Origin of the sequence: Halomonas sp. McD50-4 (genome assembly GCF_022348135.1) — a bacterium.
GTDB classification, from domain to species: domain Bacteria; phylum Pseudomonadota; class Gammaproteobacteria; order Pseudomonadales; family Halomonadaceae; genus Vreelandella; species Vreelandella piezotolerans.
This window is the reverse complement of the sequence record NZ_JAKRFG010000017.1, coordinates 1-18,241: the sequence shown is the minus strand read 5'-3', so window position 1 is coordinate 18,241 and position 18,241 is coordinate 1. Positions and strand designations below refer to the sequence as shown.

General features: G+C 58.3%; 17 protein-coding genes and 1 other RNA gene. 10 read left to right on the top strand and 8 right to left on the bottom strand.

The features are described from left to right. Positions 1–49: 49 nt before the first annotated feature. A complete protein-coding gene (fur, locus tag MHM85_RS16600; RefSeq protein WP_016915905.1) occupies positions 50–502 on the bottom strand; it encodes a ferric iron uptake transcriptional regulator in 453 nt (150 codons plus the stop codon). A gap of 72 nt (positions 503–574) precedes the next feature. On the opposite strand from fur, the gene bamE reads away from it, so the two are divergent. Continuing rightward, positions 575–1,039: an outer membrane protein assembly factor BamE gene (gene bamE, locus MHM85_RS16595; RefSeq protein ID WP_219862506.1), complete on the top strand. Its 465-nt coding sequence runs from the start codon at positions 575–577 to the stop codon at positions 1,037–1,039. Between the two features lie 7 nt (positions 1,040–1,046). Here the strand turns inward: bamE and MHM85_RS16590 are convergent, their stop codons facing one another. After that, complete coding sequence (locus MHM85_RS16590; RefSeq protein ID WP_139527951.1) at positions 1,047–1,358, bottom strand: RnfH family protein; 312 nt, start codon at positions 1,356–1,358, stop codon at positions 1,047–1,049. Further along, positions 1,348–1,782 (bottom strand): type II toxin-antitoxin system RatA family toxin, encoded by a 435-nt coding sequence (locus MHM85_RS16585; RefSeq protein WP_139527950.1) that lies wholly within the window; start codon positions 1,780–1,782, stop codon positions 1,348–1,350. The genes MHM85_RS16590 and MHM85_RS16585 overlap by 11 nt, the downstream gene beginning before the upstream one ends. 125 nt (positions 1,783–1,907) lie before the next feature. On the opposite strand from MHM85_RS16585, the gene smpB reads away from it, so the two are divergent. Together smpB and ssrA are read left to right on the top strand one after the other, a co-directional pair. Beyond that, positions 1,908–2,399: an SsrA-binding protein SmpB gene (gene smpB, locus MHM85_RS16580; protein WP_062360527.1), complete on the top strand. Its 492-nt coding sequence runs from the start codon at positions 1,908–1,910 to the stop codon at positions 2,397–2,399. A gap of 44 nt (positions 2,400–2,443) precedes the next feature. Then, positions 2,444–2,823: a transfer-messenger RNA gene (gene ssrA, locus MHM85_RS16575) on the top strand. 82 nt (positions 2,824–2,905) lie between these two features. On the opposite strand, the gene MHM85_RS16570 is transcribed toward ssrA, so the two are convergent. Next, positions 2,906–3,847 (bottom strand): sodium-dependent bicarbonate transport family permease, encoded by a 942-nt coding sequence (locus MHM85_RS16570; protein ID WP_153843168.1) that lies wholly within the window; start codon positions 3,845–3,847, stop codon positions 2,906–2,908. Between the two features lie 316 nt (positions 3,848–4,163). On the opposite strand from MHM85_RS16570, the gene MHM85_RS16565 reads away from it, so the two are divergent. After that, positions 4,164–5,120 carry a calcium/sodium antiporter gene (locus MHM85_RS16565; RefSeq protein WP_219862504.1) on the top strand — a complete coding sequence of 319 codons (957 nt, stop codon included), beginning with the start codon at positions 4,164–4,166 and terminating at the stop codon, positions 5,118–5,120. On the opposite strand, the gene MHM85_RS16560 is transcribed toward MHM85_RS16565, so the two are convergent. Beyond that, entirely contained in the window at positions 5,117–6,094 is a 978-nt protein-coding gene (locus tag MHM85_RS16560; RefSeq protein WP_219862501.1) for a TAXI family TRAP transporter solute-binding subunit, read from the bottom strand. The two genes, MHM85_RS16565 and MHM85_RS16560, sit on opposite strands and share 4 nt — an antisense overlap. A 500-nt stretch (positions 6,095–6,594) precedes the next feature. Between MHM85_RS16560 and MHM85_RS16555 the strand changes: the two genes are divergently transcribed. The 6 genes from MHM85_RS16555 (at position 6,595) to nhaD (ending at position 14,057) form a co-directional block, all read left to right on the top strand. Continuing rightward, a complete protein-coding gene (locus MHM85_RS16555) occupies positions 6,595–7,182 on the top strand; it encodes an HAD-IA family hydrolase (protein WP_239286472.1) in 588 nt (195 codons plus the stop codon). 21 nt (positions 7,183–7,203) lie between these two features. Beyond that, positions 7,204–8,832 (top strand): ABC transporter substrate-binding protein, encoded by a 1,629-nt coding sequence (locus tag MHM85_RS16550; protein WP_231125598.1) that lies wholly within the window; start codon positions 7,204–7,206, stop codon positions 8,830–8,832. Between the two features lie 13 nt (positions 8,833–8,845). Then, positions 8,846–9,805 (top strand): ABC transporter permease, encoded by a 960-nt coding sequence (locus MHM85_RS16545; RefSeq protein WP_139527944.1) that lies wholly within the window; start codon positions 8,846–8,848, stop codon positions 9,803–9,805. 37 nt (positions 9,806–9,842) lie between these two features. Continuing rightward, the gene (locus MHM85_RS16540) at positions 9,843–10,682 is read left to right on the top strand and encodes an ABC transporter permease (RefSeq protein ID WP_153843172.1); all 840 of its coding nucleotides are present in this window, start codon (positions 9,843–9,845) and stop codon (positions 10,680–10,682) included. Next, on the top strand, positions 10,675–12,294 hold the full coding sequence (locus tag MHM85_RS16535; RefSeq protein WP_239286473.1) for an ABC transporter ATP-binding protein: 1,620 nt from the start codon (positions 10,675–10,677) through the stop codon (positions 12,292–12,294). Before MHM85_RS16540 ends, MHM85_RS16535 begins: the two co-directional genes overlap by 8 nt. 284 nt (positions 12,295–12,578) lie before the next feature. After that, on the top strand, positions 12,579–14,057 hold the full coding sequence (gene nhaD, locus MHM85_RS16530) for a sodium:proton antiporter NhaD (protein WP_139527941.1): 1,479 nt from the start codon (positions 12,579–12,581) through the stop codon (positions 14,055–14,057). 90 nt (positions 14,058–14,147) lie between these two features. Here the strand turns inward: nhaD and MHM85_RS16525 are convergent, their stop codons facing one another. From MHM85_RS16525 to MHM85_RS16515, 3 genes are all read right to left on the bottom strand, one after another. Further along, positions 14,148–16,667, bottom strand: coding sequence for an EAL domain-containing protein (locus MHM85_RS16525; RefSeq protein WP_239286476.1), 2,520 nt, complete (start codon positions 16,665–16,667; stop codon positions 14,148–14,150). Positions 16,668–16,759: 92 nt separating this feature from the next. Further along, positions 16,760–17,431 carry a glutathione S-transferase gene (locus MHM85_RS16520; RefSeq protein ID WP_239286474.1) on the bottom strand — a complete coding sequence of 224 codons (672 nt, stop codon included), beginning with the start codon at positions 17,429–17,431 and terminating at the stop codon, positions 16,760–16,762. A gap of 240 nt (positions 17,432–17,671) precedes the next feature. Further along, positions 17,672–18,145 (bottom strand): antibiotic biosynthesis monooxygenase, encoded by a 474-nt coding sequence (locus MHM85_RS16515; protein ID WP_239286475.1) that lies wholly within the window; start codon positions 18,143–18,145, stop codon positions 17,672–17,674. Positions 18,146–18,241: the final 96 nt, after the last annotated feature.

Here is an 18,241-nt window from a genome sequence, read left to right as displayed (position 1 = left end):
GCATTTATTTCACGGCGCGAGACTTAGCAAACCCGCGCTTGATGAGCCACTATTTGCGATTCGTTGGGCCGCTATCCTGGCGTGTTACGTCAGACCCACGAGGGCGAACGTACAGCACCAACGCATGGTCCACGAGTTCGTAGCCGTGCTCTTCGGCGATCTCTTGCTGGCGACGCTCGATGATGTCATCGACGAATTCGATGATCTCACCGCTTTCCAGACACACCATATGGTCATGGTGGTCCTCTTGGGTCATCTCGAAAACCGCGTGACCACCGTCGAAATTGTGACGAATCACAAGGCCCGCCGACTCGAATTGAGTCAATACGCGGTAGACGGTCGCCAAGCCAACATCCTCGCCCGCATCGATCAGTGTTTTATACACTTCTTCTGCGCTAAGGTGGTGTTGGCCCGAAGCATTTTCGAGAATCTGCAGGATCTTGACGCGCGGCAGGGTCACTTTTAGCCCGGCTTTGCGTAGTTCATGGTTCTGATCGGCCATGGTTGCTCTTCGCAGTAACAGGTTAGGTCGGGTATCATCGACCGAAACCACGATAGTGAAGAACAGGCTCAAATGCAAAAATTGACTCGTATCATTACCCTTTCCGTTGCCCTGACCGTCGTTAGTGGCTGCAGCTACGTTGGCGTTTACAAGCGCGACATTCCTCAGGGCAACCTGGTTACTCAAGAGATGGTCAGCCAGCTTCAACCAGGCATGACCCAAGAGCAGGTGACCTATGTCATGGGACGTCCGCTGCTGGAAGCGCCCTTCAATTCTCGCGAGTGGGACTACGTGTATCGCATCGATAAAGCGTACGAAGGCGTGGAACAGCGCCGCGTGACGCTGACGTTCGATAATGCAGGCCGCTTGATGAACATCGAACGAGACGGTGATTTTTCGCGCGACCTGCCGATCAGCACCGACCGGGGTATGGGCCCCGCCGTTGAAGGCGCTGACCCGTTGGATGCGCTGCCCATCCAACGCACGCCCACACCGGAGACGCCCCCCGAACCGCAGCCAATCATTACCGACGAGTGAGGCAGGACTACTGTCCTTTGGCCTGACGTTTGGCCCGCTCTAATCGGGCCGCTTTTGGATCGATCTGCAGTGGGCGGTAGACCTCGACACGATCGCCCTCGCGTAACGCCTCTTTCTCTGGGTGGCGAATCGCCTTACCAAAAATACCCAGCGGCGCCTGTGTAAAGGTATCGCTGGGCACTTCTTGGAACAGGCTAGGCAAATCGGCCAATGACACTGCTTGCCGTGCGGTGGTCCCTTCCGGCACCGTCAGCGCGACGATACGCTGCTTGTGCGGCAACGCGAAGGCAACTTCAACGTTTAGCTGTTTAACGGCCATACATCTCGTCAGCACGCTTGGTGAACGCGTCGACCAACTGCCCGGCAATTTGTTGGAATAGCTTGCCAAACGCCATACTGAGTAGCTTGTTGGCAAATACGAACTCCATCTCCAGACTCACCTTGCAGGCGTCCGCACCCATGGGCGTGAATAACCAGCGCCCTTTTAGCTGCTTGAACGGCCCTTTCACCAGCGACAGCTCGATCCGCTCGGGCGCATACAAGTCATTACGCGTGGTAATGGTTTGTTCCACGCCTGCGCGTCCTAGCGTCATTTCGCCAATCAGGTGATCGGCGTCGTGCTCGAGCAAACGCGCTCGACGGCACCCCGGCAGGAACTCGGGGTAGCGTTCGAAGTCATTGACCAAATCGAACATTTGCTGGGGGGTGTGCCGCACCAAGGCGGTACGATTGACGGTTGGCATTGACCTCTCCGCTGACTTCACAGTGCCCAGAGCGTATCATGGGAAACATTTTTTCAGACCTTGAATGGTATCACGCCTCCCCACATAACGAAGGGGTGCTACTGACAGATCAACGATGAGGTTCCATGGCCACGAAAAAAGGTAACAGCAAGGGCCCCGGCAGCAGTGTCATCGCCCAGAACAAGAAGGCACGGTTTGAGTACCATATCGACGAAACCTTCGAAGCGGGCTTGGCGCTGGCAGGCTGGGAAGTCAAAAGCCTGCGCGCGGGTAAAGCGCAGCTCACCGACACCTACATTTTGATTCGCAACGGCGAAGCCTTCCTGCTGGGAAGTCATATCATGCCGCTGAACACGGCCAGCACTCATGAAATCGCCGACCCCACTCGCACGCGCAAACTGCTGCTGCACCGTAAAGAGATTGCCAAGATTTTCTCGGTCACACAGGACAAAGGCCACACCTGCGTGCCGCTCAAGCTCTACTGGAAGCGTAACAAGGTGAAGTGCGAGCTAGCGCTGGTGACCGGTAAGAAAATCCACGACAAGCGAGCTACCGAGAAAGACCGCGACTGGAACCGCCAAAAAGGTCGGATTATGCGGGAACATAACAAGGCATAACTGGTCAATTCGTTGTGAGCACGTTAGACTACGGCTCTGACTTAGGGGGCGACATGGTTTCGACGCCGGTGACAAACCCTGCGGTGCATGCCGAGAGCGTGATGTATCTCGTAAATACCACATCACGAAAAATAGTCGCAAACGACGAAAACTACGCTCAAGGCGCGCTGGCAGCTTAAACCCTGCTAGCTTCTTGTCTGGCCCCAAGGTGATGTGCCTATTCATCACTGCGGGGATATGAGCTAAAGCTGATAGGACCGCGGTTGGCGGTGTCTTCTCGTCAACCGTTAAACTTTAGAAGGCTCGCGTGGCTGAATCCTGACCGTCGGAGTCAGTCGCGCTAAAGCAAATGACGGAATCTAAGCATGTAGAGCCAATGGGCGCGTGCTGGCGGACGCGGGTTCAATTCCCGCCGCCTCCACCAGACACCCCACAAAAAAAGCACCTTCGGGTGCTTTTTTTGTGGCTCATCGTCAAGTGACGACGAACACTTAGCATGCGCTGGCTTACACCAGCAGCCAGTCGATCAGCTGGTGGTACAGTGGGATGCCGATCATGACGTTCAGCGGGAACGTCACCCCCAGGGATGCCAGCATCGCTAGGCCGATGTTGGCTTCCGGTATGGCCGCGCGCATGGCCGCAGGCGCGGCAATGTAGGAGGCACTGGCCGCGAGCGCTGCGAGAATCACCACCGAGCCCAGGGGCAGGCCCACCAGCGCGCCGACCAGTATCCCCAGCAGCGATAGGCAAAGCGGTGTCACGAGAGCGAAGGTGACGAGCCGCCAATGATGCCAAGGCATGGGGCGCAGCGTTTGCGCGGCGGTCAACCCCATTTCTAGTAGGAAGAGCGCCAGCACGCCTTTGAACGCCCCGGTAAAGAGCGCGGTGACTTCCGCCCCTTGAACCGGCCCGTACAGCGCGCCAATGGCCACGCCACCGGCGAGGAGAATCACCCCCCGGTTGGTCAGCGTTTCATGCCACAGCTTGCTCGTGCTCTCTTTGACCGCCGCGCCCTGATGACGCCGAAACAGCGCGATGGCGATCATGATGGCCGGTAGCTCCATCGCCACCAAGTAGAGCGTGACTTCACTGCCCACCGCTAGCTGGCGCGCTTCGACGTAGGCAAGCGCCACGGCAAAGGTCCCCGCACTGACCGAGCCGTAGTGAGCGGCGATACTGGCACTATCGGCGGCGGAGAGGCGCACGAAACGGCGCAACAGAGGCATCAGCATCAAAGGAATCAGCGCAGAGAGCAGCGCGACGCCCAGCAGCTCGGGCACTAGCCCCCAGTGCAAATTGCCGTAGAGCGCCATCCCGCCTTTCAAGCCAATCGTCAGCATCAACAACAGGCTTAGCGTATCGTAAGTGGCCTTGGGCACTTGCAGGTCCGATTTCACCGCCCCCGCCAGCAGTCCCAGTAAGAAAAACATCACCACGATATCTGGCATTTTTCATGCTCCGTCATAGGTAAAAGAGTCAGCTCACTGAGCTTCGGGCGAGGCGCGCTCTGGCGACTGTACCGCGCGCATCATACGCTGCTCACGCATAATTCCCACCCTCGCATGGTTTGCTCGGCGCTCACTGCGGTGTCACTCCCCGTCACGCACTATGCTATCGAGTTGATTGGCAACCGCCTACCGTGCCTGCTGCGTTTAATTCTTTTATGATGCGTTGCCCACGGGGGCTTGCAGGCCTAACGAACTGAGCTAATGTCATAAGCCTAAGCTTGGCAAACGACCAAGCGTATCAAAAGGAAGATGACACATGCTGTATGGGTTGAGCTTACTGGCCGGTATCGTGCTGCTGTTCGGTGGAGGGGAAGCATTGATACGCGGCGCCGTCGCCGGTGCCAAGCGTATGGTGGTATCGCCGTTGCTGACGGGGCTGGTGGTCGTGGGGTTCGGTACTTCGGCCCCGGAACTGGTGGTCTCGATCGATGCCGCGATACGCGAGCAGCCCGATATCGCCGTGGGCAATATCGTCGGCAGCAATATCGGCAATATTTTACTGATTTTAGGGCTATGTGCCGCCATTTGCCCCATGACGGTTCAACCTCTGGCGCTAAGGCGAGATGGCGTCGTGGTCGTCGGCGCCAGCGTGCTATTCATCGTACTTGCCTGGAGCGGTGAACTGGCCCGCTGGGAGGCTGCACTGCTGCTGCTGGCCCTCGCCGCCTATTTGGTATGGGCTTACCGCACCGAGCGACAACAGCCGCTGCCCGAAGGCGAGATGCACGCCGCCGAAGCGGAGGAAGTCACGGCCATTCCTACGTCGACCGTCATGATCAGCGTCGCGCTGGTCGTGGGCCTTGGCATGTTGATTGGCGGTTCGCAGCTACTGCTCTATGGTGCGATTGGTCTCGCCCAGGCCATGGGCATTTCCGAGGCGGTCATCGGCTTGACCATCGTTGCGGTCGGCACGTCGCTGCCGGAGATGGCCGTCTCGGTGATTGCGGCCCTCCGCCGTCATGCCGATGTCGCCGTCGGGAATATCCTGGGCAGCAATATCTTCAACGTCCTGGGGATATTGGGGATCTCTGCCTGTTTGCAGCCACTGCCCATTGCCGAGCGAGTCAGCCAGTTCGATCAATGGGTCATGCTCGGCTCGGCCGCTCTTCTCCTGCTGTTTCTTTATACCGGCATGCGCCTGTCACGCTGGGAAGGCGCAGCGCTGCTGGGCGGCTATGCAGCCTATATTGCGCTGAGCTTTACGATTTTTTAACGCACATGGGCAGGCAGCTCCATACCCGCTTCTTCGTAGTAGCGTCGCGCGCCTGGGTGAAGCGGGGTCGTCAGGTGGGTGAGCAGATCCGGTGTGACGCTTCCCCACCAAGCGGACTGCTCTGCAAGCCAAGGCTGCTGCTCCCAGAAGAGCTTCGTGAGGCGGTAGGCCGTCTCTACATCCATCTGCTCGGTGGTGTAGGCAACTACCGGCATCGACGTCGTGTGCGTGGGCTGAGCGATGCCGGGGTAGGTGCCGCCGGGAATCACCTGAGGCACGGCGCCCGTCTGAGCGATTTGTTCAGCGGTAAAGCTCACCAGGGTAATGGGCACGAGCGAGGCCGTTTCGATGACATTCGGCGTGGGGTAGGAGCTGGCCGTGACGAACGCATCGATTCGGCCTTCCCGAAGCGCTTCAGGGCCATTGGTGATCGACGCATCCGCTAGGCGCACGCTGTCTTCCAAACCGAACAACCGGAAGTAGCGTGCGGCTTCACCTGCGCTGAAGGTGCCCCGCCCGATCAGCACGTGTTTGCCGCTCAGCGCATCGATCGAGGTCGTACCGTCATCGCCTGCCATCACGAAATGCATGGTCAACGATGGCACGGGAAACAGTCCGCGAATGGCACCGAACCGTTCGCTATCATGACTGGCAAAGACACCTTCGCCCGCCTGTGCTTGAGCGACGAGCGCAGGGGGCGCGGTAAACACATAGCGCTCCTGCCGATTCATCACTTCTTGAATGTTTTGTACCGAGCCCTGGCTCTCTTCATTGGTCAGCAAGAGCGTCTCGTTGCTTCCCTGTCGAATGGCCTGGGCAAGCTCGCTCCCCATTTGATGGTAGGCCGTCCCTGCGAGCGCCGACTTGTAAGTCATCCGTGTTTGCGCCTGGGCCACGGGCCCCAGGCTCGCCATCGTCAGCGCGAGCGCCAGTACACTACCAAGGCGAAAAAAAGAGCATATACGGGCACGCATTCAACGTCCTTTGCAATCATGGCCTTCTCGGCCTGATGGATCGACTCGTCACCCTTCGCGTGACACACAACACCGTTAGCATAGCGGCATATTCTCCCTTGCGTTAGTCGCCCTTAGCGCTAGATGGCGCTCGCCCAAATGGGCGTCTTTTGTGCGCTGTGCATCGGCTGTCATCAACTTGACATCAACGGTGGGATTACCCAGGCTAAATCACTTTTTCGATTGAACGTTCAAAAAAAATCTTGGCGATGGCTCAGTGCGCCCGCCACTAAAAGAGAAGGCGTTTCAACGTCATCAAACCACATGCCCCAACTCAACGTACAAGGTGTTACCTACCCCATCGATGCCATTTTATTCGATAAGGATGGCACGCTACTCAATTTTGGTGACCTCTGGATTGGCTGGTTCGATCAGCTCATCACCACGGTCAACCGCCGCCTCGCCACGTTTTCGTCACCGCCCCGCCCCCGCCCCTCGCTTTTGCCGAGCTTTATCGTCGCGTGGGGATCTACCCCGACTCCCGGTTGTGGGATCCGACCGGGCCGCTCACCATTGGCTCGCTGGACGACATTGTCACCATCGTGGCGCTCAGCCTGTTCGAGGGCGGCTTGGCGTGGAACGACGCAACGGAAATCACTCACGACGCGCTCCAGTCGCTCGATGCATCGCTCGATTGGTCGCGCTGCGTCACCCCCGTGGCGGGACTTCTCGGCTTCGTCGCTCGCGCTCGCCATGCAGGCGTTCAATTGGCGGTGGTGACATCAGATGATCATCGCAACGCCCTGCGTCATCTCTCCCTTCTTTCGCTTGCGGACCACTTTTCCGTGGTGCTGGGGCACGACCAAGTGCCACGTGGCAAGCCCTTCCCCGACATGGCGCTCGCTGCCTGTCAGCAGCTTGGCGTCACACCCGAGCGTACGCTCATCATTGGCGACTCCAATGGCGATATGGCGATGGGAAAAGCCGCAGGCCTTCGGGCCGGTATCGGCATCTGTGCGGCGCCCCATTTGAGCGGCGAGCACCTGACACTCGCCGCTCACGTGATTCGCGATTACGACACACTGGCCTTTGGCACCTCGCCTCGTTAAACCAACCTAGGGAATCAACGCATGAAAAAAGAACACAACGCACCCACCCACATGCACCCATCGATGGCCGCTTTAGCTCGACAGGCCACCCAAGGCCAGCTGTCGCGACGTGACTTCATGCGCCGCGCCATGGCCCTTGGCATGGCCGCCCCCTTTGCCGCCTCGCTGCTGTCAGGCCAGGCGTTTGCCAACACCGGTACGCCTCAGCGCGGCGGCATTTTGAAGGCCGGTATGCAGGGCGGCGAATCGACCGATAGCCTCGACCCGGCGAGCTGGACCAGCCAAGTGCAGCACTCGTTTGGCCAATCGTGGGGCGAGGCCCTGACCAACGTTTCACCAGAGGGCGAGCTAACGCCCCGCCTTGCGGAAAGCGTCGAGTCCTCGCCGGATGCGCGTACCTGGGTCTTCAAACTGCGTCGCGGCGTGCAGTTCCACAACGGCCAGGAGATGACCTCTGCAGACGTCGTCGCCACGCTGCAGCGCCACTCGAACGAGGACTCGCAATCGGGTGCGCTCGGCATCATGCGGGGCATCGAATCGATCCAGGCCACCGACACCTATGAAGTCACGATCGTGACGCTCGAACCCAACGCCGACCTGCCGTTTCTGCTGTCTGACTACCACCTGATGATCCAGCCCGGTGGCGGCATCGACGACCCGGCAGCGGGTATCGGCACCGGCCCTTACAAGGTCGTGGAGTTCCAACCCGGCGTGCGCCAGATCGCCGAGCGCTTCGAGGGCTACTGGAACCCCGACGAGTACGGCTTTGCCGATCAGATCGAGATCACCGTCATCAACGACCCCACCGCGCGCATTTCTGCCCTGCAGAGTGGCCAGGTTCACATGATCAACCGCGTCGAGCCCCGCGTCGTGGAGATGGTGCAGCGCCTGCCCAACATCGTCATCAACAATACGTCGGGACGCGCGCAGTACGTGTTTCCGATGCACTGCGATACGGCACCGTTCGATAACAACGATCTCCGCCTGGCACTCAAGTATGCGATCAACCGTGACGACATGGTCGAGCGCATTCTGCGCGGCTATGGCAGCGTGGGGAACGACTTTCCGATCAATGCCGCCTACCCGCTCTTCCCCGATAGCATTCCTCAGCGCGAATTCGACCCCGAACGCGCCAACTATCACTACAAAAAATCGGGCCACAGTAGCCCCATCGTCCTGCGCACCTCGGACGTTGCCTTCCCTGGCGCCGTCGATGCGGCACAGCTGTTCCAGCAAAGCTGCGCCCAGGCAGGCATCAATATGGAGATTCGCCGCGAGCCCGGCGACGGTTACTGGTCAGAGGTGTGGAATAAACAGCCTTTCTGCGCCTCTTACTGGAGCGGCCGCCCCACCCAAGACCAGATGTACTCGACGGCGTATATCTCCAGCGCCGACTGGAACGATACGCGCTTCTTCCGCGATGACTTCGATGCCCTGGCGCGTGAAGCCCGCGGCGAGCTGGACACCACCCGCCGTGCCGAGCTTTACCACGACATGGCGATGATGGTGCGCGATGAAGGTGGCTTGATATTGCCGATGTTCAACGACTACATCGAAGCGACATTAAATAGCGTCGGGGGCTGGTCAGCGCACCCCATGGGCGAGATGATGGCGGGCTTTGCACTCTCGAAGTGCTGGTTGGCTTCCTAAACCGGACCTTGCTATGAACACCTTTGTCATCAAACTGATTGCCCAGCGCTTGGCGCTGGGCCTGTTACTGCTGCTGGCCGTATCGGTGCTAATCTTCGTCGGCACGCAGCTGCTGCCAGGCGACGTGGCACAGTCCATTCTCGGCCAGAGCGCCACACCCGAAGCCGTGGACAACCTGCGCCGCGAGCTGGGTCTCGACCAGCCCGCTTGGCTACGTTACCTCGACTGGCTCGGCGGCATACTGCAAGGCGACTTGGGCACGGCGCTCTCCAATCGTCAGGATATTGGCGAGTCGCTTTGGGGCCGTGCGGGCAATACGCTATTTCTGGCCTTTTGGACGGCGGTGGTCGCCGTGCCGCTGGCGATTTTGTTAGGGCTCGTGGCGGTGCGCTACCAAAACCGCTGGCCAGATCGGGTGATTTCAGGCACCACGCTGACGGCCATTTCGCTGCCGGAGTTTTTCATCGGTTACCTGCTGATCTACCTATTTGCCGTGAAGTTCAACTGGTTCCCCAGCGTCTCCACCGTATATAGCGGCATGAGCCTGGGCGAGCGCCTACATGCCATCGCCCTACCTGCTGCGACGTTAACGCTGGTGATTCTCGCCCATATGATGCGGATGACGCGGGCGGCCATTTTAAGCGTGATGCAGTCACCTTACATCGAAACGGCGGAGCTCAAAGGCCTGGGGCTGTTTCGCATCATCGCGCGACACGCTTTTCCCAACGCCATTGCCCCGGTGGTCAACGTGGTCATGCTGAACCTCGCCTTCTTGATCGTGGGCGTCGTCGTGGTCGAGGTCATCTTCGTTTACCCGGGCATGGGGCAGTATTTGATCGACCATGTGTCCAAACGCGATGTGCCGGTGGTGCAGGCGGTCGGGCTCCTCTTCGCGGCGGTTTACATCGGGCTCAACATGCTGGCGGACATCATTGCCATCGTCACCAACCCGCGACTGCGCCACCCCAAATAAACCGCTGAACACCGTCACCAGACAGGAACGCAACACCATGTCGATATGTTTAACGCTGCTGAAACGGATGCCAGTGACCGCGCTGATCGGCCTGCTGCTCACGTTCGGCTTTTTAGTGATGGCGCTTTTTGCCCCTTGGCTCGCGCCTTACCCCATGTCCGAAAGCGTGGGCGATATGTGGATGGGGCCATCGGCCGAGTTCTGGCTAGGCACCGATAATCTGGGCCGCGACCTGCTCTCACGCCTCATACATGGCGCGCGCACCACCATGACCATTGCGGCCCTCGCCACGGCACTGGCGTTCTCCATTGGCTCGGTGCTGGGCATCCTGGCGGCGGTCTACGGGGGCTGGGTGGACCAGCTCATTTCGCGCGGCGTCGATATCGTCATGTCGATACCGACGCTCATTTTTGCCCTGGTCATTTTGTCGGTGATGCCTAGCACCGTGCTCATGCTGATCGTGATCATGGGCGTGCTGGATTCGACCCGCGTGTTCCGTATTTCCCGGGCGGTGGCCGTGAACATCAACGTGATGGACTTCGTAGAAGCCGCGCGCCTGCGCGGTGAGGGTAAAGGCTGGATCATCTTCCGCGAAATACTGCCCAACGCCCTCACACCGCTGGTGGCCGAGCTGGGACTGCGGTTCATTTTTGCGGTGCTGTTCCTCTCCTCGCTATCGTTTCTGGGTCTGGGCGTTCAGCCACCGGAAGCCGATTGGGGCAGTATGGTGCGCGAAAACCGCCAGGGCATCGTGTTCGGCGTACCCGCCGCGCTGATTCCTGCGGCGGCCATCGCGCTGCTGGCCATCTCCGTGAATTTGGTCGCGGACTGGGTGCTACGCCACACCACCGATCTAAAAGGAGGCCGCCGTGGCTGATACGCTGTTAGACATTCGCCATTTGACCATCGACGCCACGGCCTACCCACCCGGTGAGGCGCCGCAGGAGATCACCATCGTCGACGACGTCAGTTTCACCCTGGAGCGCGGCAAGGTGCTGGGCCTGATCGGCGAGTCGGGTGCGGGTAAATCGACCATTGGCCTGTCACCCGCGGGCTACGGGCGTGGCGGCATTCGCTTGAGCGGCGAAGTGTGGGTCAACGGCCGGGATATTCTGCAAGACACCCCCAAAGCGCTGCGCAAGCTGCGCGGCAAAACGGTGTGCTATGTGGCGCAGTCAGCGGCGGCGGCGTTCAACCCCGCCCAAACGCTGATGGAGCAGGTCATCGAAACCACGCTGCTGCATGGCCTGGCGACACGCCAAGAGGCCGAAGCGCGCGCCGTAGAGCTGTTCGGCCAACTCGGCTTACCCGACCCGGAACACTTTGGCAGCCGCTACCCCCACCAGGTATCGGGCGGGCAGCTACAGCGCGCCATGACCGCCATGGCGCTCTGCCCAAAACCCGACCTGATCATTTTTGACGAACCCACGACGGCACTCGACGTCACCACGCAAATCGACGTGCTGGCGGCCATCAAGCGGGCCATCCACACCACGGGGGTTGGCGCGCTCTACATTACTCACGATCTCGCCGTGGTCGCACAAGTCGCGGACGACATTCTCGTGCTGCGCCGGGGCGAGAAAGTCGAAATGGGCAGCACGGCACAGATCATCGAGTCGCCCCAGGAAGCCTATACACAAGCGCTGGTCGCGGTACGTTCCATCGCGCATACACCAAAACCGCCTTCACCTACGCCGCTGCTAGCGGTCGAGGATGTCAGCGCGGCCTATCATCAGAGCGGCCTCAATGTGTTGGAGACGATCTCTCTGTCGGTGAGCGCCGGCCAGACGCTGGCCATCGTGGGCGAGTCCGGGTCGGGTAAATCGACCTTGGCGCGGGTCATCACCGGGCTGCTGCCCCCCAATCGGGGCCAGCTGCACTTTGCAGAGACGCCGCTGCCCCACACCCTCGCCGAGCGCAGCAAAGAGACACTGCGCGAGCTGCAGATGATCTACCAAATGGCGGACGTAGCCATGAACCCGCGCCACACGGTGGAAACCATCATTGGCCGCCCGCTCACGTTCTATTTTGGATTGAAAGGCAAAGCACGCCGTGAACGCGTCATCGAGTTGCTCGACGCCATCGAGTTAGGAGAAGCGTTCATCGACCGCTATCCGGCCGAGCTCTCGGGCGGGCAGAAGCAGCGTGTGTGCATTGCCCGTGCGCTGGCCGCCAAACCCAAGCTGATCATTTGCGATGAGGTCACCAGCGCGCTCGACCCGCTGGTGGCCGATGGCATTCTCAAGCTGCTGCTACGGCTGCAGGCTCAGGAGAACGTGGCCTATCTGTTCATCACTCACGACCTAGCGACCGTCAAGGCGATTGCCGATAGCATTGCAGTCATGCATCAAGGCCAGGTGGTGCGTTACGGCAAGCGTGACACCGTGTTGAGCTCACCGTTCGATGCGTACACGCAAAAGCTGTTGGCGTCGGTGCCCCAAATGAAGCAAGGGTGGCTTGAAGAGGCACTCACGACCCACCACGATTAACCAATCATCGAACCACTCATTGAACCACGCATCGACCCAGGCAGCGCGCTTTCGTCTACTCGGTCGATGCACTATCTTCGTCTTTGGTTTAATCCGCTAAATTTCTTACACTACTGAGCATAATTTACTATTAGCAGAACGGTTAATTTCCTAAAAAAAGACGTCATTACTAAGCGATACGCCGTATTCATTCGGTTTAATTCCGTATTGCGGCGCAATATAGCTTGTTAAACTGGCGGCGCTTATTCCCCCTTCTTTTAACCCATTATAAGGATAAACACGCCATGTTGACGCTACATCATGACCCAGGCCAGCCTCGATACTCTCGTTGCTGGCCTTTTTTGTTAGCGACCTTACTATTACTGTTCACTCCAGCGGCCTTTGCGGTCACCGGTGATGTGGATTTGACCACATCAGCCGTCGGCTATATTGCCGTGGTGGTCTTCGTACTGGCCTATGCGCTCGTGATGGCCGAAGAGAAGATTCACATGCGCAAATCCAAGCCGGTGTTGGTGGCCGCGGGCATCATCTGGGGACTCATTGGCTGGGTATACGTTCAGAACGGGATGTCGGAGACGTCCGAGTACGCGTTTCGCGTGACGCTTCTGGAGTTTACCGAGCTAATGCTGTTCCTGTTGGTGGCGATGACCTATATCAACGCCATGGAAGAGCGACGTGTCTTCGATGCGTTGCGCTCTTGGATGCTACGCAAAGGGTTCAACTACCGTACGCTGTTTTGGCTGACCGGGGGATTGGCGTTCATTCTTTCGCCCATCGCCGATAACTTGACCACGGCTCTTTTGATGTGCGCGGTCATTACCAAAGTGGCCGAAGGCGATAAACGCTTTATCAACTTGGCGTGCATTAACATCGTCGTCGCGGCGAATGCGGGTGGCGCCTTTAGTCCCTTTGGCGATATCACCACACTGATGGTCTGGCAGGCCGGTATCATCCAGTTCCAGGAGTTCTTTATACTGTTCATCCCCTCGCTAGTGAACTTCCTGATTCCTGCGGCGGTAATGAGTCTGTTCATCAAGGATCAAAAGCCCAGCAGCGTGTATGAGGACGTTCAACTGAAGCGCGGCGCGCGGCGTATCATCGCGCTCTTTTTGCTCACCATCGTCACGGCCGTTCTCTGCCATACGCTGCTCCACCTGCCGCCGGTTTTGGGCATGATGACAGGGCTGGGCTATTTGCAGTTCTTTGGCTACTACCTGCGCCAAAGTCTGCCCCGCTCGTTGGAACGCAAACGTGAACGCTACAGCCGCCTGGGCGACAACAAGAAGTTGGAGCAGCTTGGCGGCGTAGTGCCCTTCGATGTATTCAGCCGTGTGGCACGTGCCGAGTGGGACACGCTGCTGTTCTTCTACGGAGTGGTGATGTGCGTCGGTGGCCTGGGGTTCATGGGCTACCTGGGTCTGCTCTCGGAAGCACTCTATACCGGCTGGAACGCTACTTGGGCCAACATTGCCCTAGGGGTGGTCTCGGCCGTGGTCGATAACATCCCAGTGATGTTTGCGGTGCTCACCATGGAGCCGGACATGTCCCACGGTCACTGGCTATTGATCACCCTTACGGCAGGGGTCGGCGGTAGCCTGCTGTCGATTGGTTCCGCCGCCGGGGTGGCGGTCATGGGGCAAGCGCGCGGCTCCTATACCTTTTTGGGCCACCTGCGCTGGTCGCCGGTGATCTTGCTTGGCTACATCGCCAGTATCGCGGTACACATGTGGCTCAACGCGGGAAGCTTCGGCGTTTTTGGCTAGCGTCCTTCTGAGTGTTCGCGTAGTGCCCACCCAGGTCACCTGGGTGGGCATTTTGTTATAGGGGCATCATGATTCGACAAGCGGTGTGTCTCAATAGCTCTCGAACAGGTACTCGATGGGCGTAGGGCGACCAAACAGGTAGCCCTGATAGCGATAGCAGCCGTGGCCTTTTAGCCAGTCTAACTGCTCTTTTTTCTCGACGCCTTCTGCGACCACCGTCAGTCCAAGGCTGACCGCCAATAGGATGGTAGTGTCCACGATGGCGGCATCGGTCTTGTCGGTGAGTAGTTCGCGAATGAAGGATTGGTCGATCTTCAGCTCGTCCAAGGGCAGGCGCTTTAGATAACTCAACGAAGAATAGCCAGTGCCAAAATCGTCCAATGCAAAACGAATGCCCTGCGCGCGCAGTTTGAGCATGGTATTGCGCACGCGCGTGGGCTCCCGCATCAATAGGCTTTCGGTCACTTCTAATACCAGCCGACCCGGCGGTGCTTGGGTTTGTGCCAGCAACCCTTCGAGGTTACGCACGAATTCAGGTTGCTGGAACTGTACCGAGCTGACGTTCACCGAAATGGTCAATCCTGCATAGGCAGGCTGATGCGACCACTTGGCCAGTTGCTCGCAGGCGCACTGCAGCACCCAATAGCCGATGGGCACGATCAAACCGTTCTCTTCCGCCAACGGAATAAACGTGCCTGGCGATACCCAACCGCGCTGCGGATGGTACCAGCGCAATAGCGCCTCTACACCGATAGTGGCGCCTTGATGGTCGACCTGCACTTGATAATGCAGCGCCAGCTCGTTACGCGACAGGGCTTGGTGCAAATCACCTTCGAGACTTGCCCGCTCCAGCACGCTGGTCTGCATGTCGACATTGAAGAAGCGTAGCGTATTCCCCCCTGCGGCCTTGGCCTGCTGCAGTGCCATGTCGGCCTGCTGCAACACGCTATTGACGCCCTGTCCTGCGCCGTCGAAAAGCGTAATACCAATACTGGCGCTAATCGGCAGGGCACGGTCGTTGCGCAACTGCGACACCGTTTCCAGCAGCTGGCGGGCCAGTCGCTCGGCGTGGGCAGCGGCCTCACTTTGCCGCTCCCCCAGCCCGTTGACCTGCACGACGAACTCATCGCTACTAAAACGTGCCAGCGTCGCATCGTCACTCAAGCGCTGTTTGAGATGCTGCGCCACATTGACCAGCAGCTGATCGCCACTTTCGTGGCCTTGGATGTCATTGACCAGACGGAAGTTATCCAGGTCTACGATCAGCACGGCGCTGTAACCGCCACCCTCCTCTTCCGGGTCGGTGGCCTTTGCCAGCGACTCGATCAACAAACGCCGATTGGGTAGTCCCGTCAGCGCATCGTAAAACGCTAGGTGATGGGTGCGCGACTGCATCTCCAAGTACTCGGTCAGCTCGGTGGAGATCCCGCACAGGCACGGCGCTTCGCCGGGAGACATCTCCAAAGGCATCTTGATCGATAAGAAGGTGCGCACCCGCTCTTCACCTTGCAGGACGTTATGCTCTTCGACCGTTATTTTTTTGCCCGACGACAGCACTTGTCGATCGTTTTCGGCCATTTCGGCCGCGCTGCCAGAATCGAAAAAAGCATCATCACGCTTACCGAGTATCTCTTGGGGAGAACGTTGGAACAGCTCACTGATTTGCCGGTTGACGTAACGATATTCGAGCGACGGCGTTTTGATATAGATGTAGGCATCGACGCTGTCGAGTATCGTCGCCAATAGGTGTTCGTTGGTGGAAAGCTTGGCGCGATTGATCGTCACACGTCGTTTGAGCGTTAACGTCGCCACCACCGCGGCCACTAGTACGATGAGTAACCCACCCAAGACCCACCAAAGCCACGTTGGGACCAGCGTATCGACTCGACTGCCCGAGCGCCAAGCACTCAGGATGTCGTAATACACCGAGTTCATATCGTCTTTCCAGGCGAGCAACGTGGCATCGATGCGCTCTAACCTATCAACGGCAAAGGAGGGCGAGGCGGCATAAAATAGCCGAGAAGGCTGGAAAATGATCGGCGTTTCGCGCAGACCATAATCTCTCGCCCGCCAGTCGCCAAAAAGGTGGTTGGAAGCCACCAAGTCCGCCTCGCCGTTGGCCACGGCTTGAAATCCCGCAGCGAAGCTATCCACCGGCATCCAGATGACGTTAATACCGAAGCGCTCGGTCACAGCAGCCAGGTAGCTCTGCTGGATCGATCCATCCACCACGGCGACGCGCTGCTGCTCTAAATCGAGGATGGCTTCCACACGAGGATTATTGGCTTGATAGAGCTGGGACCAACTATGCATGACGGGCTCATGGTGAAACGCAAAACGCCCTGCTCGCTCTTCGCTCCAGGCCACGTCGGGCAATAGATCGATCTCGCCCTGCTCCAGCAGCGTCAAACATTGCTGAAAATCACACAGGTGGCTCTCGAGCTGCCACTGCTCCTGCTGGGCCATAGCGTCCAACAGCTCACCCAACACGCCACGCAGTTGGCCCTGCTCACCCACAAACAGTTTAGGCGGATTATGGTAAACCCCGACTCGCAACGGAATATCTGCCTGCGCCGCAACGCTCCACCCTAGACACACAAGCAGTGCCATAGACCCGAAGGTAGCGCCCATCAAGCGCTTGGCAGAACGGTTGCTTGGCATCCGGTTCACCGCGAACACTCCCTTGTGCCGCATAGTAGGCGTTACTCACCCGGCATGGTTAACGGTCCCGCACGCTCCACCACGCGCTTCCATGCAGGATCGCTCTCTACTCGATCCACGAACGCCGCGATAGAGGGATAAGCGGACAGCGACTGCGTCGCTTTTAACGCCTGCAGCGGAAAACTCATTTGAATATCGGCCCCACTGGGCCACTCGCCTGCAAAATGGCCTCGGGTTGTAAGATGCTGCTCGATCATGTCCATATGCTGCGTTAGCTGAGGCTGAATGAAACGCTTACGCACCGTATCGCTAATACCTTTGGCCAGTGGCTTGACGAACCAAGGCGACTGTTTGGGCACTTGACTGAACACCAGCCCCATGACCAATAACGGCATTAACGAGCCTTCCGCGTAGTGTAGCCAATAACGATAGTTGACCCACTCCTCGCCCGCATTGGCGGTCGGCTGACGCTGGCCATCATCGTAACGGTTCACCACGTAATCGATGATGGCTCCCGACTCCGCAATCGTTAACTCGCCATCGGTAAGGACCGGCGACTTTCCCAACGGATGCACTTTTTTTAACGCCTCCGGCGCCTGCTGCGTCTTACTATCCCGTTGATACACTTCTAACTCATAATCGAGATTTAATGACTCCAAAAGCCATAAAATTCGATGCGAGCGAGACTTTTCAAGATGGTGAACGCGGATCATAACGGCTCCATAAGGCGACTTGATTCACTCACTATAAGTGAATGTCAGTTATCCATTGACTGCAAGCCATCTCAGCTTAGCACTATTACGGCGTTGAACCTCATGGAGAAAGCGGAAGCCACTGTGCAAATGCAACAAGAGGCGAAAATCTCTTTTCGCCTCTTGTAGGCATAACGTGATAAGCCCTTGTTTTATTGATATTTTAATATTAAAAGAGCGTCTCAGTGCGATGATCACGCCCTATGCCCTATATTGCTGTTTCAAACGGGCCAAAAGATCCAGTGGTGACCATTTACCCTGTAACCAAGGGGCCAATAAACGCGTCGAGAGTGGAATGAATACGAACACCATGACTGGCGTTAGCATTAAGGTGCTGACGAGAACGCGGGGCACTAACGCCCAATCGGCGAGTACGCCGCCGAAGAGCCACTGAAACAGCAGTGAAATCGGGAAAAAAGCCAGCCATACGGCCACGGCTTGCTTCCAGCGGGGCGGTGTAACACCCGGCCCTACGTTGAACCACGTGTCCAGTCCCGTCGCGCGGTGCTCGTGGGGTGCATCGTATAGCCCTTTGCCACGCACCAGCCACGCATGACGCGATGCCGAGTGCTCCCAAGCGGCCAGCGAGGCTTGGTTTTCGAAACGAAAGATAATCTGAAACTCATCGTCTTCTTGAGGAGGGGCTAGCCCGGATTTCTCATAGCACCTCAGCAAGTATCTTACCCAAGACGTAATGCTACTAAAAACCTATTGGCACGGTTTAAACTGCCTACTTTTTAACCACTTCCCGTCGTTCAGACACACTTCCCC